Source organism: Streptomyces seoulensis (genome assembly GCF_022846655.1).
Taxonomy (GTDB): Bacteria; Actinomycetota; Actinomycetes; order Streptomycetales; family Streptomycetaceae; genus Streptomyces.
On the sequence record NZ_AP025667.1, the window covers coordinates 5,162,261 to 5,181,546 of the forward strand.

The window sequence follows — 19,286 nt, forward strand, 5'->3', positions numbered from 1 at the left end:
GCGCTGCTGCTTCTACGGGGCCCTCGGGGCGTGACGATCAGCTACACCTCGGGAGCCTGCCACGCCGAGCCGTTCTTGGCAACCACCAGCCTGTTTTCCCCCGGCCGCCCCCGCGCGGCACCCCCGCGCGGGCGTGGAAAGCGGCCCTCGGCGAACGGGCTCAACGGATGGCGAAGCCGTCGTAGATGCCGCGGGGTGTGTCCCAGATCTCGGTGACACCGTCGACCCGTCCGGGCGTGTCGGCGCCCTGGAGCCAGCCGAGCAGTCCCTCGCAGCCCTCGCGGGGCCCCTCGGCGACGACTTGGACCCGTCCGTCGGCCAGATTGAGAGCAAAACCACTCAGCCCGCCGATCTCCAGCGCCCTGGCACGCGTGAACCAGCGGAAACCCACTCCCTGGACCCGTCCGCGCACCCAGGCCACCAGCCGTACTTCCTCACTCATGGCTGCAACCTAACCGCCGGATGTCCCGCGAGGCACACCCTGCCCCAGTGGCATGCGGTACCGTCCCCACCCAATGACTCTCATCTGAAACTCACTCGATCGAGTGAGTTGGATCGGCCGGGGGGTATCGCCGCAACCCGGCGTCGGCCGACCGCGAGTACGAGGAATGGGGCAGGGCATGGGACGCCATCGACGATCCGGCACAGGGAGTGCGGGGCCGGAGTCGTACGAACCCAGGGGCGCCGCGTCGTACCAGCGACCGCAGGCGCACGGCGGGACCACTGCCCCCGGCACGGACTACCTGTACGCCACCGACGACGAGCGCAGGGCCCTGGAGGCCGACTTCGCGGCGACGATCGGGGCGAAGCAGCGTGGCCATCGGCGCGCCAGGAAGGCGGCCACCCCGGTGCGCACGGGCCTGCTGGGCGTCTCCGCCGCCGTCGCCCTCGGCACGGCGGCCGTGGCCGCGGGCGCGGTGCCCGGCCTGCAGAACTACCGGATCGGCGGCGGCACCAGCAGCGGCCCCGGTGAGCGGGTGCAGGCGGTGGGCGCCCCCGGCAACGCGGCCAGCGAGCAGGGCGGTTCCTCCGGCAGCGCGGACACCCCGGTCGCCCCCGGCTCCCCCTCCACGGGCCAGAGGACCACGACCCCGGCGTCCCCCGCCCCCTCCGCCCCGGCGTCGGCCCCGACCTCGCAGGCCCCGGCCCCGAAGCCGGCCCCGTCGAAGCCGGCCGCCGACCCCGCGCCCGACCCGGAGCCCAGCGAGTCGCAGACCAAGGCCCCGGCTCCCGCCCCGAAGGCTCCCGAGACCTCGGCGCCGATCACCGCGTCGGCGCAGGCCATCGCCCAGGCGGAGGTGCTGAAGCTGGTCAACGTGGAGCGGGCGAAGGTCGGTTGCACCCCGGTGGCGGCGAACTCGGCGCTGACGGACCTGGCCGAGGCGTTCAGCGGCGACATGGCCGCGCGCGGCTTCTTCGACCACACCGACCCCGACGGCGCGACCCCGTGGGACCGGGCCGCGAAGGCCGGCGTGACGGGCCTCGGCGGCGAGAACATAGCCCGCGGCCAGGCCGACGCGGCAGCGGTCATGGAAGCCTGGATGAACAGCCCCGGCCACCGCGCCAACATCCTCAACTGCGACTTCAAGACCCTCGGCGTCGGCGTCCACATGGCCTCCGGCGGACCCTGGTGGACGCAGGACTTCGGCTACTGAGAAAGCCGCAGGTCAGATGCCTAGGCATCGTCCTGGGCCGTCACCCTCCAGTTCCGCGTCGGCGCCCGGTTGGATCATTGCATGCGAGCACCCGCGCGAGGACAATCCCCCTTCTGGCCAAGGGAGATGTGATGCTCAGCTTCATGGACTGGTCCGTAGTGGCGCTGGGGTGCGGGTTGGTCCTCGCGGGGCTCGGTGGCTGGTGGTGGGACCGGGCCAAGGTTCTAAAGGGAGCAGGCCCCGATCAGGGCAGGCGCTTCTTCTCGGCTTGGCTCCCCCTGCTCATGGGCGTGGAGATGATCGGCGCCAAGGTGCCCGGTCTGTTGCACGCGCCGTACCCCGTCCTCATGATCGTGGCCGCGCTCAACTTCGCGCTGATATTCACGGTGGCACTCCTGGCCTTCTGGATGCTTTGGAGGCGCGGTCACCACGACCTCGGATGACGCGAGCGCTAACCCCCAGTGAGCGCAATCTGGCGGTTAGCCCCCTGCTCGCCTACGCTTGCACCATGAGCGGGAGCATCCAGGAGCGGGCGGGCGAAGAGATCCAGGAGCGGGCGGGCGAGGAGTTCGACTTCGACGTGTTCGCCAGGGCCTGTCCCTCGCGCGGGACGCTGGAGCATGTCACCGGGCGCTGGGGCGGCCTGGCGCTGGGCGCGCTGTACGAAGGGCCGCTGCGGTTCAACGAGCTGCGGCGCCGGGTGGACGGGGTCAGCGAGAAGATGCTGTCCCAGACGCTCCAGGCGCTGGAGCGGGACGGCCTGGTGCACCGCGAGGCCCAGCCGGTCAACCCGCCCCGCGTGGACTACGAACTCACCCCGCTCGGCCGCCAGGTCGCCGAGCGGCTGCTCGCGCTCATCCACTGCGTGGAGGGCGCCATGGACGAGGTCCTCGCCGCCCGCGCCCGCTACGACGAGACGCGCGGGGCCCGCTGACACTTCGGGCAGAAGTAGCTGGACCGGTTCATCCAGGGGCGCCGCAGCATGGGCGTACCGCAGCGGCGGCAGGGCAGTCCCTCGCGGCCGTAGGCGTCCAGCGAGCGGTCGAAGTAGCCGGACTCGCCGTTGACGTTGACGTAGAGGCTGTCGAAGCTGGTGCCGCCGACGTCGAGGGCCGCGTTCATCACGTCCCGTACGTGGCCGAGGAGTTCGGCGGTGACCGGGCGGGTGAAGGTGGCCGTGGGGCGCTCGTAGTGGACGCGGGAGCGCCACAGCGCCTCGTCCGCGTAGATGTTGCCGACCCCGCTGATCAGCGACTGGTCCAGCAGGGCGCGCTTGATGGTGGTCCGCTTGCGGCGCAGCGCCTGGTGGAAGACCTCGTCGTCGAAGACCGGGTCCAGGGGATCGCGGGCGATGTGCGCGATCACGTCGGGCAGGCCCTCGGGGGTGTTGTCGTGCAGCGACAGGCCGCCGAAGGTGCGCTGGTCCACGAAGCGCAGCTCGGTGCCGAGGTCGTCGGCGAACCGGACCCGGACCCGCAGATGCTTCTCGTCCGGCGCCGTGTGCGGCTGCACGAGCAGTTGGCCGCTCATGCCGAGGTGGGCCAGCACCGACTGCCCGGTGTCCGCGAGCGGCAGCCAGAGGTACTTGCCGCGCCGGCTGGGCGTGCCGAACCGGTGCCCCTCCAGCCGGTGCGTGAAGTCGTCCGCTCCCGCCAGGTGCCGTCGCACGGCACGCGGATGCAGCACCTCGGCCTCGGCGACCACGCGCCCGCCGACCCATCGCTCCAGCCCCCGCCGGACGACCTCGACCTCGGGCAACTCGGGCATCGTCAACCCCCTGTGGGAAAACCGTGTGGAAGAGCCGAGCGCCCGCCCCCGTCGGACGGGGGCGGGCGCTCGGTCGATTGCTCGGTCAGGCGGTGGCGGACGACGGTGCGTCGTCCTTGACGGCCTCGGCCTCGACGGCCTCAGAGGTCGTCGTGGCGCGCGCGTCCGCGGCGGCCTTGATGGCCCGCCAGGCGGACTCGGCTGCCTGCTGCTCCGCCTCCTTCTTGCTGCGGCCGGTGCCGGTGCCGTACGAGACGCCCCCGACGCGGGCAGCAGCAGTGAAGGTCTTCTCGTGGTCAGGACCGGTCTCCGTGACCAGGTACTCGGGCACGCCGAGCCCCTCGATCGCGGTCAGCTCCTGGAGACTGGTCTTCCAGTCCAGGCCGGCTCCGAGGTTGGAGGACTTTTCGATCAGCGGGTCGAAGAGCCGGTGAACCAGCTCGGACGCCGCGTCGAGGCCCTGATCGAGATAGACCGCGCCGATCACCGCTTCCAGGGTGTCGGCGAGGATGGATGCCTTGTCCCGGCCGCCCGTGCCCTCTTCACCACGGCCGAGCCGGATGAAGGAACCCAGGTCGAGGCCACGGCCGACCTCCGCCAGCGCACGCGAGTTGACCACCGCGGCCCGCAACTTGGCCAGTTGGCCTTCGGGCAGGTCGGGGTGGATGCGGTACAGCGTGTCCGTGACGACGAGACCGAGCACGGAGTCCCCGAGGAACTCCAGCCGCTCGTTCGTCGGCAGGCCGCCGTTCTCGTACGCGTAGGAACGGTGGGTCAGCGCACGCACCAGAAGGGCGGACTCGACGTGATAGCCGAGCCGCCCTTCCAGAAGCGTGTGGGACGAGGCCATATTGTCCGCCGGTGCACTCGCACGTCGTCGAGAGCTGTTCACTCCGGCGTTCTCCGCCTTCTTGGCAGTGGACACAGTGCCTCTCACCAGCCCGCTCAGACTTCGAGGACCTGGCGCTTGTTGTAGGTGCCGCAAGACGGGCACGCGATGTGCTGCTGCTTGGGCTCGTGGCAGCGCTCGCACGCAACCAGGGTGGGGACCGCAGCCTTCCACTGCGACCGGCGGTGGCGCGTGTTGCTGCGCGACATCTTCCGCTTCGGAACAGCCACGGCTACTTCTCCTGCTTCTCGTCGGCACGTGCGGATCGAGGCACGTCGCCGCTCATCTCGTCCTTCTCGCCGTCCGACATGGTGTCGGCGAGTCCCTGCAATGCCGCCCAACGGATGTCGGTGGCGTCGTGGTGGTGGTCCGGGTCGCCCGTGAGCCGCGCTCCGCATTCGGAGCACAGTCCCTGACAGTCGTCCTGGCACACCGGCTGCATCGGCAGTGCGAGCACCACCGCATCCCGCAGCAGAGGTTCGAGGTCGATCAGACCGTCCTCGATGTACTGCCTGTCCTCGTCGTCCTCGGCGTCGTCGCCCGGTTCCGCGATAACGCGGCCACGGTCGTCGGCGTCAGGGTACGAGAACATTTCCTGGAAGTCCGCTTCGAGCTCCAGCCCGACCGGCTCCAGACACCTTACGCACTCCCCCTTGGCCTGTGCACGGGCGGTGCCTGTGACAAGCACCCCTTCCATGACCGACTCAAGACGGAGCTCCAGCTCGAGCGGGGCGCCTTCCGGCACTCCGACGACACCCTCGATACCGAGGTCCCGGGGGGCGTCGACCTCGCGGGTCAGGCGTTGCATCGCACCAGGCCGCCGGCCCAGCTCGTGCGTGTCGATCACGAGAGGGTTGCGGTGGTCGAGACGTGCGTTGGAAGCCATTCCCTGCTTTCGGTCTTCGAGCTAGGAGGGACGCGGCCCGACGGTGTTCCGGGCAGCGCTGATCGCGGGGATACACGCGACCGAACAGCCAGGATACTGGACCTTTCGCTCAGGGCCCAATCGGGTCCCCGGGCGGCTACAGCCCCCGGCCCTGCTCGTAGGCGCGGAGCTGCTCCGCGCTGATCATGCTGGTGTCGAAGAGGCTGGCCTCGTCCAGAGCGTAGTCCTGCTGGGGCTGCCCCTGCTGCTGGACCTGCTGCTGGTTCGGGTCGTAGCCGGGCTGCTGGGCGTCGTAGCCGTGGAAGGCTCCCTCGGCCTGCGGGGCGTAGCCGTTGGGGGCGGCGTACGGGTCCTGCTGGTAGCCGTACGCCTCCTGCGGGGCGTAGCCGGGCTGCTGGGGGTAGGCCGCCGGGTAGGCGTCGGGCTGCTGGTAGCCGTACGCCTCCTGCGGCTCGTACACCGGTTCCTGGGACGGCACCGGCGGCACCGGGGGCGCCGGTGTGCGCGGCGCCGGGGCGGGCGGGGTGTCGGAGAGCGCGGCGAGGTCGGCCAGGTAGTCGGCGTCGCTGGAGTGCTGGAACGTCGTGGTGTCGTCGGCGAGGGCCCCGAGGTCGTCGGTGGCGATCCGGCCGTGCAGCTTCTGCCGGCCGCGGTGGACGGCCTCCAGGGTCTTGGCGAGCACCGCCTCGAAGGCGCCGAGCTTGACGTCGACGTAGGCGTCCGCGTCGTGGCGCAGGGTCTCCGGGTCCTGGCTGCGCTCGGGGGCGTCCTCGTCCGCGTAGCCGTGCTCGTCGAGGCCGGGACCGGTGCCGAGCAGCTTCTCCCGGCCGCGGCCGACCGAGCCGAGGGTCTTGGTGAGGACGACCTCGAAGTTGGCGAGCTTGGAGTCGACGTAGTCGTCGGCCTCGGCGCGGACCTGCTCGGCCTCGGCGCGGGCCTCGGTGAGGATGCGGTCGGCCTCGGCCTGCGAGTGGCGGGCGACCTCGGTGCCGGCGATCAGGCTGCCGCGCTCGGCGCGCGCGGTCTCGATGATCCGCTCGGCCTCCTGGCGGGCCTGCTCGACCATCTGCTCGCGGCCCCCGATCAGCTCCTGCGCCTGCTCGAGGGAGCCGGGCAGGGCCTGGCGGACCTCTTCGAGCAGCGCGAGCAGTTCGGCCCGGTTGACCACGCAGGAGGCCGACATGGGCATGGACCGGGCGCCGGAGACCGCGGAGACGATCTCGTCGAGCTTGTTCTGGACGTCCACCTGACTCGCCACTCTCTAAAGCTGTGTTGGAGACGGACGGGACGACTGTACGGCCATGGGGCGGCCGCCCGACACCGGGTGACGTGTTGTCACCTCGCCGTCGGTGTCAGTCCTTCCGGAGCCGGCCGGCGAGGGCGGTGAGCACCTGCGGCGGCACCAGGTGGGAGACGTCGCCGCCCCAGGCCGCGACTTCCTTGACCAGGGAGGAGGAGAGGAAGCTGTAGGTGGGGTTGGTCGGCACGAACAGCGTCTCGACCCCGGTGAGGCCGTTGTTCATCTGGGCCATCTGGAGTTCGTAGTCGAAGTCGCTCACCGCGCGCAGGCCCTTGACGATGGCGGGGATCTCGCGCTGCTTGCAGAAGTCGACGAGGAGGCCGTGATGGGCCTCGACGCGGACGTTGGCGTACTCGGCGGTGACCTCGCGGATCAGGCCGATCCGCTCGTCGACGTCGAACAGCCCCTTCTTGGAGGTGTTGATCATCACCGCGACGTACACCTCGTCGTACAGACGGGAGGCGCGGGCGATGATGTCGAGATGTCCGTTGGTGATCGGGTCGAACGATCCGGGACAGACGGCGCGGCGCACGGGAGATCCCTCGCTCTCGGGTCCGGTCATCGTGCGTCTTCGCACGTTGAGGCGGCGCGACCGTACCAAAACGTTCCCTCGCCGTAACGACGGGACCGGAGCGGCTCGAAACCCTCGGGCCACCGGAATTCGCCGCCTCTGGTGCTTCGCTCCACGGTGACCAGGGCTTCGCCGGTCAGCCAGCCCCCGGTGCGGAGTGTGAGGAGGATCTCGCGGAGATCGTCGTCGGAGACGGCGTACGGGGGGTCGAGGAAGACGAGTCCGTAGGGCTCGGCGGGGGGTGCGGTACGGATGACTTGTTCCGCTTTGCCCGCCCTGACCTCGGCGCCGGGCAGGCCGAGGCTGCGGACGTTGTCGCGGACGGTGCGCGCGGCGCGGGCGTCGGCCTCCACGAGGAGGGCGTGGGCCGCTCCCCGGGACAGGGCCTCCAGGCCGACCGCGCCCGAACCGGCGTACAGGTCGAGGACGCGTTCGCCGTCCAGGGGGGTGCCGAGGAGGGACTGCCAGGTGGAGAAGAGGGCTTCGCGTGCGCGGTCCGAGGTTGGCCGGGTTCCTGTGCCGGGCGGTACCGAGAGGCGCCGTCCGCCTGCCGTACCGGCGATCACGCGGGTCATGTGAGGGTCCTTCTTCTACGGGTGCGTCTGTTTATTTTCGCAGGTGGGGGCGTTGCTTCGGTGCGTTGGCGGGTGCGGGTCCGTCGCGGCTGGTCGCGCGGTTCCCCGCGCCCCTCGAAGGACAGGCACTTCAGCCCTTTTCCAGGTACTGCTCCCTCTCCTCGTCCAGGAGGGCTTCCAGGGCTGTGCGCAGGCCCGGTAGCCGGGCCAGTTCCGGGTCCGCCGCCACCACGGCTGCCGCTTCCTCCCTCGCCTCGGCGATGATCTCCTCGTCCTCGATGACCTCCAGGACGCGCAGACTGGTGCGGGCGCCGGACTGGGCCTGGCCGAGGACGTCGCCCTCGCGGCGCTGTTCGAGGTCGATGCGGGAGAGCTCGAAACCGTCGAGGGTGGAGGCGACCGCGTTCAGCCGCTGGCGGGCGGGGCTGGCCTCGGGCATCTCGCTGACCAGCAGGCACAGGCCGGGGGCCGAGCCCCGGCCGACGCGGCCGCGCAACTGGTGGAGCTGGGAGACGCCGAAGCGGTCGGCGTCCATGATGACCATCGCGGTGGCGTTGGGGACGTTCACGCCGACCTCGATGACGGTGGTGGCGACCAGGACGTCCGTCTCGCCCGCGGCGAAGCGGCGCATCACGGCGTCCTTGTCGTCGGGGTGCATCCTGCCGTGCAGCACCTCCACCTTCAGGCCCTGCAGCGGGCCCCGGCTCAACTGGTCGGCGATGTCGAGGACGGCGAGCGGGGGGCGTTTGTCGCCCTCGGCGGCCTTCTTCTCGGCGGCGCTCTCGTCCTCGTCGCCGATGCGGGGGCAGACGACGTACGCCTGGTGGCCGCCCTCCACCTCCTCACGGACGCGCTCCCACGCGCGGGCGAGGAAGTGCGGCTTGTCGGCGGCCGGGACGACATGGGTGGCGATCGGGGAACGGCCGGCCGGGAGCTGGTCCAGGACCGAGGTCTCCAGGTCGCCGAAGACCGTCATCGCGACCGTGCGCGGGATCGGGGTGGCCGTCATGACGAGCAGGTGCGGGGGCTGCTTGCCCTTGCCGCGCAGGGCGTCGCGCTGCTCGACGCCGAACCGGTGCTGTTCGTCCACGACGACCAGGCCGAGGTCGTGGAACTGGACCTTGTCCTCGATGAGCGCGTGGGTGCCGATGACGATGCCCGCCTCGCCGGTGACGATGTCCAGCAGGGCCTGCCGGCGGGCGGCGGCCCCCATCGACCCGGTCAGCACCACCACCTTGGTCCCGTGCTCGGAGCCCCCGAGCATGCCGCCCTCGGCCAGCGCCCCCATCATCTCGGTGACCGACCGGTGATGCTGCTGGGCCAGCACCTCGGTGGGCGCGAGCATCGCCGCCTGTCCCCCGGCGTCGACGACGGCGAGCATGGCGCGCAGGGCGACCATCGTCTTTCCGCTGCCCACCTCCCCCTGGAGCAGCCGGTGCATCGGGTGGGAGGTGGCGAGGTCGGTGAAGATCTCCTGGGAGACGCGCTGCTGGCCGTCGGTGAGGGTGAAGGGGAGGCGGGCGTCGAAGGCGGTCAGGAGGCCGTCGTCCAGGGGGCGGCGGGGGACGGCGGGGAGCTGGGTGTCGGCGTAGCGGCGGCGGGCGAGGGCGACTTGGAGGACGAACGCCTCGTCCCACTTCAGGCGGGCGCGGGCGTCGGCGATGTCGGCCTTGGTGGCGGGGCGGTGGATCTTGACCAGGGCCTCGGGCAGCTCGACCAGGCCGCGCCCCTCGCGCAGCGACTCGGGGAGCGGGTCGACGGCTTCCTGGACGCTGGGCAGTACGGTCTGCACCGCCTTGCCGATCTTCCAGGACTCCAGCTTGGCGGTGGCGGGGTAGATCGGGATGAGGGAGCCGGCCCAGCTCTCCGCCGCCTCGTCGCCGTCCTCGGCGTCCTTGTCCAGCAATTCGTACGCGGGGTGGGCGAGTTGCATGCGGCGGTTGAAGACGGAGACCTTGCCGGAGAACATCGCGCGGGTGCCGGGCAGCAGTTCCTTGTGCGGCTTGTGCACGCCGTTGCCGAAGAAGACCAGTTGGAGCCGGCCGCTGCCGTCGGTGATGGTGACCTCGAGCCGCTGGCCCTTGCCGCGCGGGGCGCGGGCGGAGGCGAAGGTGTGCAGCCGGGCGTCGGCGACCTGGGCGACCACGGTGACGTGCTCGTCCATGGGGAGGTCGGCGAGGTGGGTGAGCTGGCCGCGCTCCTCGTATCTGCGGGGGTAGTGGTGCAGGAGGTCGCCGACGGTGTGCAGGCCGAGGTTCTCGGCCATCACCTTCGCGGTGGCGGGACCGAGCACCTTCTTCAGGGGTTCTCGCAGTGCGGGCACGAGATCCATTGCACACCACGGCACCGACATCGCCGTACAGGTGACCCCGCGCACGGCGCGGGCGGTCGCGTACACATCGCGGGATTCCCTGGTCAGCTCGGGCCTTCGGGCCTAGGATGGCCCGCTCCGGCCATCCCCCGCGGTCACCGCCCCCACGGCACCGGAACCGCCCGACCCCGCGCCGCCCGAAGCTCCCCCCGCCGGCGCCGTGACGATGGACTCCCAGACCTCCCAGTCATCCCCGGCTTCTCAGCCGTCCCCGCCGCCCCACACCTTCCAGGTCGACCTGCGTGGTCTGGTGGACCTGCTCTCCCAGCACCTGTACTCCAGCCCCAAGGTCTATCTGCGCGAGCTGCTGCAGAACGCCGTGGACGCCGTCACCGCCCGGCGCGCCGAGGAGCCCGGCGCCCCGGCGCGGGTGCGGCTGTACCCGGACGGGCGGGGCGGGCTGCGGGTGGAGGACAGCGGCATCGGGCTCACCGAGTCGGACGTGCACACCCTGCTGGCGACCATCGGCCGCAGCTCCAAGCGGGCGGAGGGCCTGGAAGAGACCCGCTCGGGGTTCCTCGGCCGGTTCGGCATCGGCCTGCTGGCCTGCTTCGTGGTCGCCGAGCGCATCCGGGTGGTCAGCCGCAGCGCCCGTACGCCCGATGCGCCGCCGGTGGAGTGGACGGCGGCCGACGACGGTTCGTACACCGTGCGCACCCTGCCGGACGCGGCGCGGCCGGAGCCGGGGACCACCGTGCATCTGGTGGCGCGGGCGGGCGCCGGCGAGTGGCTGTCGCCGGCGCGGGTGCGCACCCTGGCGCGGGACTTCGGCGCGCTGCTGCCGTACGACGTGCGGGTGGACGACGAGCCGGTCACGGATCTCCCGGCGCCCTGGGACCGCCCCTGGCCCAGCCCGGCGGAGCGGCGGGCGGCGCTGGAGGCGCACTGCCGGGAGCTGTTCGGGTTCACCCCGCTGGACTCGATCACGCTGGACGTGCCGCTGGCCGGGGTGCGCGGGGTGGCGTACGTGCTGCCCTCGGCGGTGAGCCCGGCGCAGCGGGCCACGCACCGGGTGCATCTGAAGGGCATGCTGCTCACCGAGCGGGCCGAACAGCTCCTGCCGGACTGGGCGTTCTTCGTGCGCTGTGTGCTCGACACGGACACCCTGCGGCCCACGGCGTCGCGTGAGGCGCTGTACGAGGACGAGACGCTGGCCGCCGTGCGCGAGGCGCTGGGTGAGCGGGTGCGGGACTGGCTGACGGGGCTCGCGGCCGGTGATCCGGAGCGGCTGGCGGCGTTCCTGGACGTGCACCACCTGGGCGTGCGGGCGCTGGCCCGGCACGACCGCGAGATGCTGCGGGTCATGCTGCCCTGGCTGCCGTTCGAGACCGGTGACGGGCAGTTGTCGCTGGAGGAGTTCGCGCGGCGGCACCCGGTGGTGCACTTCACCCGGAGCGTCGAGGAGTTCCGGCAGGTCGCGCCGATCGCCGCCGCGCAGGGCGTCGGGGTGGTCAACGGGGGTTACACCTACGACACCGAGCTGGTGGAGGCGCTGCCGTCGGTGCGGCCGGGCACGGTGGTCGCGGAGCTGGACGCGGACACGGTGACCGCGCATCTGGACGCGGTGGCCCCGGCGGAGGAACTGGCGCTGTCGGCCTTCCTGGCGGCCGCGCGCGACAGGCTCGACGCGCTGGGCTGCGACGTGGTGCTGCGGGCGTTCCATCCGGTGTCGGTGCCCGCGCTGCTGCTGGACGACCGGTCGGCGCGGCACGAGCAGGCGCGGGCGGACGCCGAGGAGCGGGCGGACGAGCTGTGGGCGGGCATCCTGGGCTCGCTGCGCGGCACCGCCCCGCGGGCCCGGCTGGTGCTGAACCATCTCAGTCCGCTGGTGCGGCGCGTCGGTGCACTGACCGACCCGGCGCTGACCGGCACGGCGGCCGAGGCACTGTACGGGCAGGCGCTGCTGCTGGCCCGGCGCTCGCTGCGCCCGGCCGATTCGGCGTTGGTGAACAGGGCGTTCGCCGCTCTGCTGGAGTGGGCGACGCTCGGGGAGGGCGAGGGGCGATGAGCGGGATCACGGACTTCGAGGCGCTGCGGCTGGCGCTGGCGGAGAACTCGGAGCGGCCGGAGGGCCCGGCGCGCAACGCGCGTGCGGAGGAACTCCTCACGGAGGCCGAGAAGCTGGACATCCCGCTCGCGGTGATCGAGGCGCTCGGCCATCAGGTGAAGGTCTACACCTACAGCTCGGAGAAGGACCGGGCGTTCGTGCCGTTCGCGCGGCTGCTGCGGATGTGGGACGAGCGGCCGGAGGACTTCGACGCGTACGAGGCGCACACGCTGCACTGGACGTTCAAGTGGATGACGGCGGGCATGCTGGGCCGGCCGCACGTCCCGCTGGCGTCGGTGGAGACCTGGCTCGGCGAGATGGAGCGCCGGTACCGGATCGCCGGGTACTCCGAACGGGCCGTGCGGGCTGCGGAGTTCAGTGTGGCCGCGCACGTCGGGGACGGGGCGCGGGCCGGGCGGGCGTACACGGCGTGGCTGGCCGCCGACCGGGACGACATGGCCGACTGCCACGCCTGCGAGCTGCACGGGCAGGGGCGCTGGCAGGTGGAGTCGGGCCGGGACGCCGAGGCGCTGGAGCTGTGGCGGCCGGTGCTGGAGGGCGAGTTCGGCTGTGCGCACGAGCCGCACGGGGTGCTGGCCCGCTCGCTGGCGCCGCTGCTGCGGCTCGGCCGGGTGGAGGAGGCGCGGGCGCACCATCTGCGGGGGCTGAGGCTGGTGCGGCCGATGGAGAGCATGCGGGACGCGTATGCCGACCATGTGGAGTTCTGCGCGCTGACCGGGAACGAGGCACGAGGGCTGGAGCTGCTGGCGGAGCGGCCCGCGTATCTCACCGACACCGGGCATCCGCGCAGCCGGCTGAAGTTCCTGGCGGTGGTGGCGCTGCTGATGGACCGGCTGACCGCGCTCGGCCTGGGCGCCCGGGAGGTGCCGGGTCCCACCGGGCGGACGTGGACCGCGCGGGAGCTGGCCGCGCACGCGCGTGCGGAGGCGCTGGAGCTGGCCGCGCGGTTCGACGAGCGCAACGGCACCTCGCACATCGGTGACCGGACCCGCGCCCGGATGGCGGCGGAGCCGCTGGTGGAGCGCCTGCCGCTGGGCGTGCGGACGGCTCCGGTCGCGGCGCCGCCTCCCGTGGCCGAGGAGGGCCCCGAGAAGGAGCCGGACCTGCCCGAGCTGCTGGCACGGGCCCGGCGGCTCTCGGAGACCCTCCAGCCCGACGCCCCGCAGGCGTGGGCGGCCCTCGCGCGGGCCGCCGAGGGTGCCGGGCTCGACGCACGCGCGCGTGCCGAGCTGGCCGACAACGAGGCGATGTCCCTAGGCCCCGACGGCGTCCCCGTCTTCGAGCGGGCGGCCGCCCTGTACGCGGAGGCGGGCGACCCCGGCGAGGCGCTGGCGGCACGCGCGCGTGGAGCGTACGTACGCGCGCTGACGGGCGAGGCGGACGCGGCGCTGAGGACGGTCGACGGCCTGTACGACGAGGTGCTCGCCCTGTACGCGGAGGAGGCGACCGGCCCCCGGCCGACGGCGGCGGTGCTGATCAGCAGGGCCCGGGTGCTGATGCGGTGCGTCCACGAGGGGGCACCCGGCGAGGAGGCGGAGCGGGCCGCGCGGGAGGTGCTGGCGTTCGTCGGCGGCCGCACCGGGGACGACGTACGGCTGGTGGCGCGCGGGGCCGAGGCGCGGGCCATGCTGGCGGAGCTGGCCGAGCTGGGCGGGGACCCGGCCCGCGCGGCCGACCTGTTCCGGCGGGCCGCCGCCGAGTACACGGGGGCGGGGCTTCCCTGGTTCGCCGTGGAGTACGAGGCGCGGGTGGGGGCGCTGGCCCAGCAGCTCGGGGAGCCGGCCGAGGCCGAGCGGGCGCTGCTGGCGGCGCTGGAGCACGGCGGGGCGTACGTGGAGCCGACCGGGCGGGCCCAGTTGCATCTCCAACTGGCCGAGCTGATCGGCGCGCGGGGCGGTACCGAGGAGGCTGCCGGGCACGCTCTGCGGGCCGCGCGCTGGGCGGACGAGGCGGGCGAGAGCGGCACCTTCGGCGCCTGGGCCCGGCATCTGCTGGGCGGGCTGCTGCTGCGCCAGGGGCGCTGGACGGAGGCGGCCGAGGTGCTGGAGTCGGCGCTGTCCGAGCTGTCCGCGGAGGTCCACGGGGACGGTGCGCTGGTGCAGACGCGCTGGTGGCTCGGGGACTGTCTGAGCGAGCTGGGCGAGCACCGGGAGGCGGCCGAGCACCGGCTGCTGGCGGCCGGGATCGCCGAGCACTGGCCGGAGCAGCAGGACCACGCGACGCTGGCGCACCTGGCCGGTGAGTCCCTGGGCGAGGCGGATCTCCCGGCGGAGGCGGACCGCGCCTACGTCCGGGCGGGCGAGCTGTGGGAGGCGCTGGGCAACCCGTACTTCACCGTGCGGGCGCTGCGGGCCCGCGCCTGGCTGGCGCCCCGGCTGGAGGCGGGGGTGCCGGGGGCGCGGGCGCTGATGGGGCGGGCGGTGGACGTGTGCGAGGACGCCCTCGCGGAGGCGGACGACCCTCTGGAGCGGGCCCGGCTCACCACCGAACTCGCCCACACGCACCGCCAGTTCGGCGAGCTGCTGGCCAAGGTGGCCGAGGGGCAGGGCGAGGCGGCGCTGACGGAGCTGGAGCGGTCGGCCGCGCTGTTCGCCACGCTCGGCGCGGACGGTCTGCACGGCCGTACCGGCGCCGAACTGGCCGCCGCGGCGCTGGAGAGCGACCTCGGCCGGACGGCCGGGGCGAGGGCACGCGCGCGTGCGGTGCTCGCCGCCTACGAGGGCGCCGACGACACGGACGACACCGTCCGCGCCCGGCGTGAGGCGGCCGCCCGCCTGCTGGAGGCGGCCGGGTGAGTCCGGTTCCTCACTCCACGCCGATGAGCAGCAGCGATCCCTGGCGGCCGCCCCGGTAGACCACGGTGTCGACGGCGAGGTAGGACTCGCGGACGCGGGCTTCGAGGCGGTCGGCGACCGTCTCGGGGGCCTCGTCGCCGACGACGAGGGTGACCAGCTCGCCGCCCGCCTGGAGCATGCGGTCGAGCACGGTCTCGGCGGTGCCGGTGAGGTTCCGGCCGATCACGGCCACATCGCCGTCGATCAGCCCCAGCACGTCCCCGGCCTGGCAGATGCCGGCGGTCGTCCACGACTGGCGTTCGGCGACGAGGACCTCGGCGTAGCGGGTGGCGCCCGCGGCGGAGGTCATCTGGACCACGTCCTCGTCGAACCGTCGCTCCGGCTCGTGCACGGCGAGCGCGGCGATGCCCTGGACCGCCGAGCGGGTCGGGATGAGCGCGACCCGGACGCCCTCGGCGCGGGCCTGCTCGGCGGCCGCGGCGGCGGTGTGGCGCAGTTCGGCGTCGTTGGGCAGCAGGACGACCTCGCGCGCGTGGGCGCGCCTGAGGGCCTGGGCCAGCTCCCCGCTGGCGGGCGGTTCGCCGGGGCGGGCGAGGACGGTGGTGGCGCCGGCGTCGGCATACAGCCCGGCCAGTCCCTCGCCGGGCACCACGGCGACCACGGCCCGCTGCGCCCGTTCGCGCGGCGGCCGCTGCCCGCCCGTGTGGACGTCACCGGCGGCGAAGTGGGTGATCCTGATCCGGTACGGCCGCCCGGCCTCGATGCCCGCCTCCACGGCGGCACCGGCGTCGTCGACGTGCACATGGACGTTCCACAGCCCGTCGCCGCCGACCACGACCAGGGAGTCGCCCAGGGGGTCGAGCCGTTCGCGGAGCCGGGCCACGGCCGCGTCGTCGGCCTCGAGGAGGTAGATCACCTCGTAGGCGGGCCCGCCCTCTCCGGTGTGCTCCGGAGCGTCCGGGCAGGCGACGGGCTCGGCGGGCGCGGTGTGGGGCTCCTCCGGCACCGCCTCTCCCGTGAGTGCCTCCACCAGGGCCGCCAGCACCGTGACCAGGCCGCGTCCGCCCGCGTCCACGACCCCGGCGCGGCCGAGCACGGCCAGTTGGCCGGGGGTGGCCGCCAGGGCGGCCCGGGCGCCCTCGTAGGCGGCCAGCGCGACCCTCCCGCAGTCGCCCTCGGCCCCGTCGGCGGCGTCGGCGGCGGCCGAGGCGACGGTCAGGACGGTGCCCTCGACCGGGTGGGCGACGGCCTCGCGGGCGGCGTCGGCGGCCCGGCGCAGGGCCAGGCGCAGGCCGGTGCCGTCGGTGTGAGGGGCGTCACCCGCCTCGGGGGCGGCGAGCACCTGGGCCATGCCGCGCAGCAACTGGGCGAGGATCGTGCCGGAGTTCCCGCGGGCGCCGATGAGCGCGCCGTGGGCCATCGCGCGCAGGGCGTCCGCGAGGGAGGGACCGTCGGCGCCCTGCTCGTATCCGGCGAACACCGCCTCGACGGCCGTGGCGGCCGATTCCGCGGTCAGGTAGAGGTTGGTGCCGGTGTCCCCGTCGGCGACGGGATAGACGTTGATCGCGTCGATCTCCTCGCGCACGCGCCCCAGCGCCCGCAGCGCCAGACCGCACCAGGTGCGCACCGCGAGAGCATCGAGGAATGTCTGCGGCACCTGCGCCACCTGCGCCTCCCTGTGGCTGGACGTGGGACGCAGCGTAGACCGTGGGACGGCGTCCACCGCAGGAGGGCCGGGCACGAGGTGCCTGGCCACCATGGTAGTTTCGTTGTACGGAAGCAGTCGTTGTATGCTGCTCCGGTTGCCCGATCCCGATCGGGCCATTCCCCCTGGCACCGCCACTCAAGATCTCAGGTTTACCTGATCTCGATCCCGGCATGCCGGGATCAACCGTAAGAGCATCTGAAGTCTTTGGAGTGACCCGTGGCTGCCAACTGCGACGTCTGCGGCAAGGGGCCGGGCTTCGGCAACAACATCTCGCACTCGCACCGCCGTACGCCCCGTCGCTGGAACCCGAACATCCAGCGCGTCCGTACCGTGGTCGGCGGGACGCCGAAGCGCGTGAACGCTTGCACCTCGTGCATCAAGGCCGGCAAGGTCTCGCGCTGACGCACAGCTAAGCGCGCGGCCATAGTCGGTTGCTGCAATGAGCCGGTCCACCTCGTGTGGGCCGGCTCATTGCGTTGCCCGTTCACCGTCCCAGGCGCCATGCATGGTCCACGGGCCCGATACCGCCGCCGAGCGCGAACCCGTGGGCGATCGCCCCGGTGACGTACTCCTTGGCCGCCGCGACCGCCTCCGGCACGGCCAGCCCCTTCGCCAGCCCTGACGCGATCGCGGAGGCGAGGGTGCAGCCCGTGCCGTGCGTGTGCCGGTTGTCGTGGCGCGGGGCGCGCAGCCGGAACTCCTCAGTGCCGTCGGTGAGCAGATCCACCGCCTCCCCCGTGAGATGCCCGCCCTTGATGAGCACCCACTCGGGCCCGTACGTCAGTACGGCTTCGGCCGCCGGGCGCAGATCCGCCTCCGAAGTGACCCGGACTCCTGTGAGTTGGGCCACTTCGTCCAGGTTCGGGGTGGCCACCGTCGCCACCGGGAGCAGCCGGGTGCGCACCGAGTCCAGGGCGGAGGCGGCCAGCAGCGGGTCACCGTGCTTGGAGACGCCCACCGGGTCCACCACGACGGGCGCGTCCGTGCCGGAGATCAACTCCGCGACCGCCTCGACCAGTTCCGCCGAGGCCAGCATGCCGGTCTTCACGGCCTGTACGCCGATGTCGTCCACCACGCTGCGGTACTGCGCCCGCACGGCCTCCACCGGCAGTTCCCAGGCCCCCTGCACGCCCAGGGAGTTCTGCGCGGTCACGGCCGTGATCACGCTCATCCCGTGCACGCCGAGCGCCAGCATTGTCTTCAGGTCCGCCTGGATGCCCGCTCCGCCACCGGAGTCCGAGCCGGCCACCGTGAGGACGCGCGGCGGCGCCTGCCCGGCGGGCCTCACTCGGGGTCCCCGAAGTGGTCCCAGCCACCCGTGTTCGTCCAGGGCGCCCCGTCCACGGTGACCTGGGGCAGCGCCGAGGGGTTGAGCACCTCGCCGATGACCTTCCAGCGGGCCGGGAGCTTGGTGTCGGGCGGGAAGGTGGCCACGATCGCGTGGTCCTCTCCCCCGGTGAGCACCCACTGGATCGGGTCCACCCCGACCGCCTGGCCGATGTCGTTCATCTGGGTGGGGATGTCGATCGCGCCGGAGCGGATGTCGATCCGGACCTTGCTGGCCTCCGCGATGTGCCCGAGGTCGGCGATCAGTCCGTCGCTCACGTCGCACATGGCGGTCGCGCCGAGCGCGGCTGCCGCAGGGCCCGCGTGGTACGGCGGCTCGGGGCGGCGGTGGGCCTCCACGAAGGCGCGCGGCGAACGGAAGCCCCGCGAGAGCACCGCGTACCCGGCCGCGGACCAGCCCAGCCAGCCCGTGACGGCCACCAGGTCGCCGGGCTGGGCGCCCGCGCGGGTCACCGGTTCCTGGTTGCGCAGATCGCCGAGCGCGGTGATCGACACCATGATCGTGTCGCCGCGCACGACGTCCCCGCCGACCACGGCGGCGCCCGCGACCTGGCACTCGTCGCGCAGGCCGTCCATCATCTCGGTCGGCCAGGTCACCGCGAGTTCGGCCGGGACGACCAGGCCGAGCAGCAGCGCGGTGGGCACGGCGCCCATCGCGGCGATGTCGGCGAGGTTCTGGGCCGCCGCCTTGCGGCCCACGTCGTACGCCGTGGACCAGTCGCGGCGGAAGTGCCGGCCCTCCAGCAGGATGTCGGTGCTCGCCACCACCCGGCGGTCCGGGGCGGCGACCACGGCGGCGTCGTCACCGGGGCCGACCCGGACCGCCGGGGTGGTGGTGAGACGGGAGGTCAGCTCCCGGATGAGCCCGAACTCACCAAGCTCACCCACTGTGCCCTTCATGGCCTCAAGCCCCTTCTGTACCTGTCCCGTGCCCGGTCGCGCGTCATCAGTGTCCCCGATACGGTCGAGGTGACCGTCAACTTCCGTCGTGCCCGCACCCCGGCGCGCGTGCCCCGTCTCCCAAGGGTCTCCCCCCGAAGAGCGGCGACGCGATACCGTGGCGTTCCTCTTTCCCACATGATCCTCGTGGCCGCCCTGGAGGTTCCGTGGTACAGGCGTACATCCTGATCCAGACCGAGGTCGGCAAGGCGTCGACCGTCGCCGAGACGATCGGCAAGATCCCTGGTGTGATCCAGGCCGAGGACGTGACGGGACCCTATGACGTCATCGTCCGCGCCCAGTCCGACACCGTCGACGAACTGGGTCGCATGGTGGTCGCCAAGGTCCAGCAAGTGGACGGCATCACACGCACCCTGACCTGCCCGGTCGTGCATCTGTAGCCCCCGTCTACCCT

The 19,286-nt window shown here is 72.9% G+C and carries 19 protein-coding genes; 7 read left to right on the forward strand and 12 right to left on the reverse strand.

Annotated features, from left to right (window positions below; translation table 11 throughout):
* Positions 1 to 160: 160 nt before the first annotated feature.
* On the reverse strand, positions 161 to 442 hold the full coding sequence (locus HEK131_RS23685) for an acylphosphatase (RefSeq protein WP_217464785.1): 282 nt from the start codon (positions 440 to 442) through the stop codon (positions 161 to 163).
* A gap of 178 nt (positions 443 to 620) precedes the next feature.
* Between HEK131_RS23685 and HEK131_RS23690 the strand changes: the two genes are divergently transcribed.
* The 3 genes from HEK131_RS23690 to HEK131_RS23700 all read left to right on the forward strand — a co-directional run bounded on the left by HEK131_RS23690 (position 621) and on the right by HEK131_RS23700 (position 2,589).
* Positions 621 to 1,655 carry a CAP domain-containing protein gene (locus HEK131_RS23690; RefSeq protein ID WP_217464784.1) on the forward strand — a complete coding sequence of 345 codons (1,035 nt, stop codon included), beginning with the start codon at positions 621 to 623 and terminating at the stop codon, positions 1,653 to 1,655.
* Positions 1,656 to 1,798: 143 nt separating this feature from the next.
* Positions 1,799 to 2,098 (forward strand): hypothetical protein, encoded by a 300-nt coding sequence (locus HEK131_RS23695; protein WP_244336948.1) that lies wholly within the window; start codon positions 1,799 to 1,801, stop codon positions 2,096 to 2,098.
* A gap of 65 nt (positions 2,099 to 2,163) precedes the next feature.
* Complete coding sequence (locus tag HEK131_RS23700) at positions 2,164 to 2,589, forward strand: winged helix-turn-helix transcriptional regulator (protein WP_244336949.1); 426 nt, start codon at positions 2,164 to 2,166, stop codon at positions 2,587 to 2,589.
* Here the strand turns inward: HEK131_RS23700 and mutM are convergent.
* The 8 genes from mutM to recG form a co-directional block, all read right to left on the reverse strand.
* Positions 2,562 to 3,422, reverse strand: coding sequence for a bifunctional DNA-formamidopyrimidine glycosylase/DNA-(apurinic or apyrimidinic site) lyase (gene mutM, locus HEK131_RS23705; protein WP_217464781.1), 861 nt, complete (start codon positions 3,420 to 3,422; stop codon positions 2,562 to 2,564). The two genes, HEK131_RS23700 and mutM, sit on opposite strands and share 28 nt — an antisense overlap.
* Before the next feature lie 85 nt (positions 3,423 to 3,507).
* Positions 3,508 to 4,359, reverse strand: coding sequence for a ribonuclease III (rnc, locus tag HEK131_RS23710; RefSeq protein ID WP_217464780.1), 852 nt, complete (start codon positions 4,357 to 4,359; stop codon positions 3,508 to 3,510).
* An 8-nt stretch (positions 4,360 to 4,367) separates the two neighbouring features.
* A complete protein-coding gene (rpmF, locus tag HEK131_RS23715; protein WP_003951102.1) occupies positions 4,368 to 4,541 on the reverse strand; it encodes a 50S ribosomal protein L32 in 174 nt (57 codons plus the stop codon).
* 2 nt (positions 4,542 to 4,543) lie between these two features.
* Positions 4,544 to 5,197 carry a YceD family protein gene (locus HEK131_RS23720; RefSeq protein ID WP_217464779.1) on the reverse strand — a complete coding sequence of 218 codons (654 nt, stop codon included), beginning with the start codon at positions 5,195 to 5,197 and terminating at the stop codon, positions 4,544 to 4,546.
* Positions 5,198 to 5,333: 136 nt separating this feature from the next.
* On the reverse strand, positions 5,334 to 6,443 hold the full coding sequence (locus HEK131_RS23725) for an ATP synthase F0 subunit B (RefSeq protein WP_244452130.1): 1,110 nt from the start codon (positions 6,441 to 6,443) through the stop codon (positions 5,334 to 5,336).
* A 106-nt stretch (positions 6,444 to 6,549) separates the two neighbouring features.
* A complete protein-coding gene (gene coaD, locus HEK131_RS23730; RefSeq protein ID WP_161147796.1) occupies positions 6,550 to 7,059 on the reverse strand; it encodes a pantetheine-phosphate adenylyltransferase in 510 nt (169 codons plus the stop codon).
* The gene (gene rsmD / locus HEK131_RS23735; RefSeq protein ID WP_217464778.1) at positions 7,056 to 7,643 is read right to left on the reverse strand and encodes a 16S rRNA (guanine(966)-N(2))-methyltransferase RsmD; all 588 of its coding nucleotides are present in this window, start codon (positions 7,641 to 7,643) and stop codon (positions 7,056 to 7,058) included. Before rsmD ends, coaD begins: the two co-directional genes overlap by 4 nt.
* Before the next feature lie 130 nt (positions 7,644 to 7,773).
* On the reverse strand, positions 7,774 to 9,975 hold the full coding sequence (gene recG / locus HEK131_RS23740; RefSeq protein WP_244336951.1) for an ATP-dependent DNA helicase RecG: 2,202 nt from the start codon (positions 9,973 to 9,975) through the stop codon (positions 7,774 to 7,776).
* Between the two features lie 205 nt (positions 9,976 to 10,180).
* On the opposite strand from recG, the gene HEK131_RS23745 reads away from it, so the two are divergent.
* Together HEK131_RS23745 and HEK131_RS23750 are read left to right on the forward strand one after the other, a co-directional pair.
* Positions 10,181 to 12,022 (forward strand): HSP90 family protein, encoded by a 1,842-nt coding sequence (locus HEK131_RS23745; RefSeq protein WP_244336953.1) that lies wholly within the window; start codon positions 10,181 to 10,183, stop codon positions 12,020 to 12,022.
* A complete protein-coding gene (locus tag HEK131_RS23750; protein WP_244336955.1) occupies positions 12,019 to 14,877 on the forward strand; it encodes a tetratricopeptide repeat protein in 2,859 nt (952 codons plus the stop codon). Before HEK131_RS23745 ends, HEK131_RS23750 begins: the two co-directional genes overlap by 4 nt.
* 10 nt (positions 14,878 to 14,887) lie before the next feature.
* On the opposite strand, the gene HEK131_RS23755 is transcribed toward HEK131_RS23750, so the two are convergent.
* On the reverse strand, positions 14,888 to 16,543 hold the full coding sequence (locus HEK131_RS23755; RefSeq protein WP_244336957.1) for a DAK2 domain-containing protein: 1,656 nt from the start codon (positions 16,541 to 16,543) through the stop codon (positions 14,888 to 14,890).
* Positions 16,544 to 16,801: 258 nt separating this feature from the next.
* Here HEK131_RS23755 and rpmB point away from each other — a divergent pair, with 258 nt between their 5' ends.
* Positions 16,802 to 16,987: a 50S ribosomal protein L28 gene (rpmB, locus tag HEK131_RS23760; RefSeq protein ID WP_004924906.1), complete on the forward strand. Its 186-nt coding sequence runs from the start codon at positions 16,802 to 16,804 to the stop codon at positions 16,985 to 16,987.
* Between the two features lie 82 nt (positions 16,988 to 17,069).
* Here rpmB and thiD read toward each other — a convergent pair whose 3' ends face one another.
* Entirely contained in the window at positions 17,070 to 17,873 is an 804-nt protein-coding gene (thiD, locus tag HEK131_RS23765) for a bifunctional hydroxymethylpyrimidine kinase/phosphomethylpyrimidine kinase (protein WP_244336960.1), read from the reverse strand.
* A complete protein-coding gene (locus tag HEK131_RS23770) occupies positions 17,870 to 18,832 on the reverse strand; it encodes a thiamine-phosphate kinase (protein WP_161148968.1) in 963 nt (320 codons plus the stop codon). The genes thiD and HEK131_RS23770 overlap by 4 nt, the downstream gene beginning before the upstream one ends.
* A 206-nt stretch (positions 18,833 to 19,038) precedes the next feature.
* Here HEK131_RS23770 and HEK131_RS23775 point away from each other — a divergent pair, with 206 nt between their 5' ends.
* A complete protein-coding gene (locus HEK131_RS23775; protein WP_143635949.1) occupies positions 19,039 to 19,272 on the forward strand; it encodes an Lrp/AsnC family transcriptional regulator in 234 nt (77 codons plus the stop codon).
* Positions 19,273 to 19,286: the final 14 nt, after the last annotated feature.

What these genes read in the sequence shown, in the direction of transcription:
- HEK131_RS23685 (WP_217464785.1), bottom strand. Translation starts at nt 442, where the DNA reads ATGAGTGAGGAAGTACGGCTGGTGGCCTGGGTGCGCGGACGGGTCCAG.
- HEK131_RS23690 (WP_217464784.1), top strand. Translation starts at nt 621, where the DNA reads ATGGGACGCCATCGACGATCCGGCACAGGGAGTGCGGGGCCGGAGTCG.
- HEK131_RS23695 (WP_244336948.1), top strand. Translation starts at nt 1,799, where the DNA reads ATGGACTGGTCCGTAGTGGCGCTGGGGTGCGGGTTGGTCCTCGCGGGG.
- HEK131_RS23700 (WP_244336949.1), top strand. Translation starts at nt 2,164, where the DNA reads ATGAGCGGGAGCATCCAGGAGCGGGCGGGCGAAGAGATCCAGGAGCGG.
- mutM (WP_217464781.1), bottom strand. Translation starts at nt 3,422, where the DNA reads ATGCCCGAGTTGCCCGAGGTCGAGGTCGTCCGGCGGGGGCTGGAGCGA.
- HEK131_RS23720 (WP_217464779.1), bottom strand. Translation starts at nt 5,197, where the DNA reads ATGGCTTCCAACGCACGTCTCGACCACCGCAACCCTCTCGTGATCGAC.
- coaD (WP_161147796.1), bottom strand. Translation starts at nt 7,059, where the DNA reads ATGACCGGACCCGAGAGCGAGGGATCTCCCGTGCGCCGCGCCGTCTGT.
- rsmD (WP_217464778.1), bottom strand. Translation starts at nt 7,643, where the DNA reads ATGACCCGCGTGATCGCCGGTACGGCAGGCGGACGGCGCCTCTCGGTA.
- recG (WP_244336951.1), bottom strand. Translation starts at nt 9,975, where the DNA reads ATGGATCTCGTGCCCGCACTGCGAGAACCCCTGAAGAAGGTGCTCGGT.
- HEK131_RS23745 (WP_244336953.1), top strand. Translation starts at nt 10,181, where the DNA reads ATGGACTCCCAGACCTCCCAGTCATCCCCGGCTTCTCAGCCGTCCCCG.
- HEK131_RS23750 (WP_244336955.1), top strand. Translation starts at nt 12,019, where the DNA reads ATGAGCGGGATCACGGACTTCGAGGCGCTGCGGCTGGCGCTGGCGGAG.
- HEK131_RS23770 (WP_161148968.1), bottom strand. Translation starts at nt 18,832, where the DNA reads ATGAAGGGCACAGTGGGTGAGCTTGGTGAGTTCGGGCTCATCCGGGAG.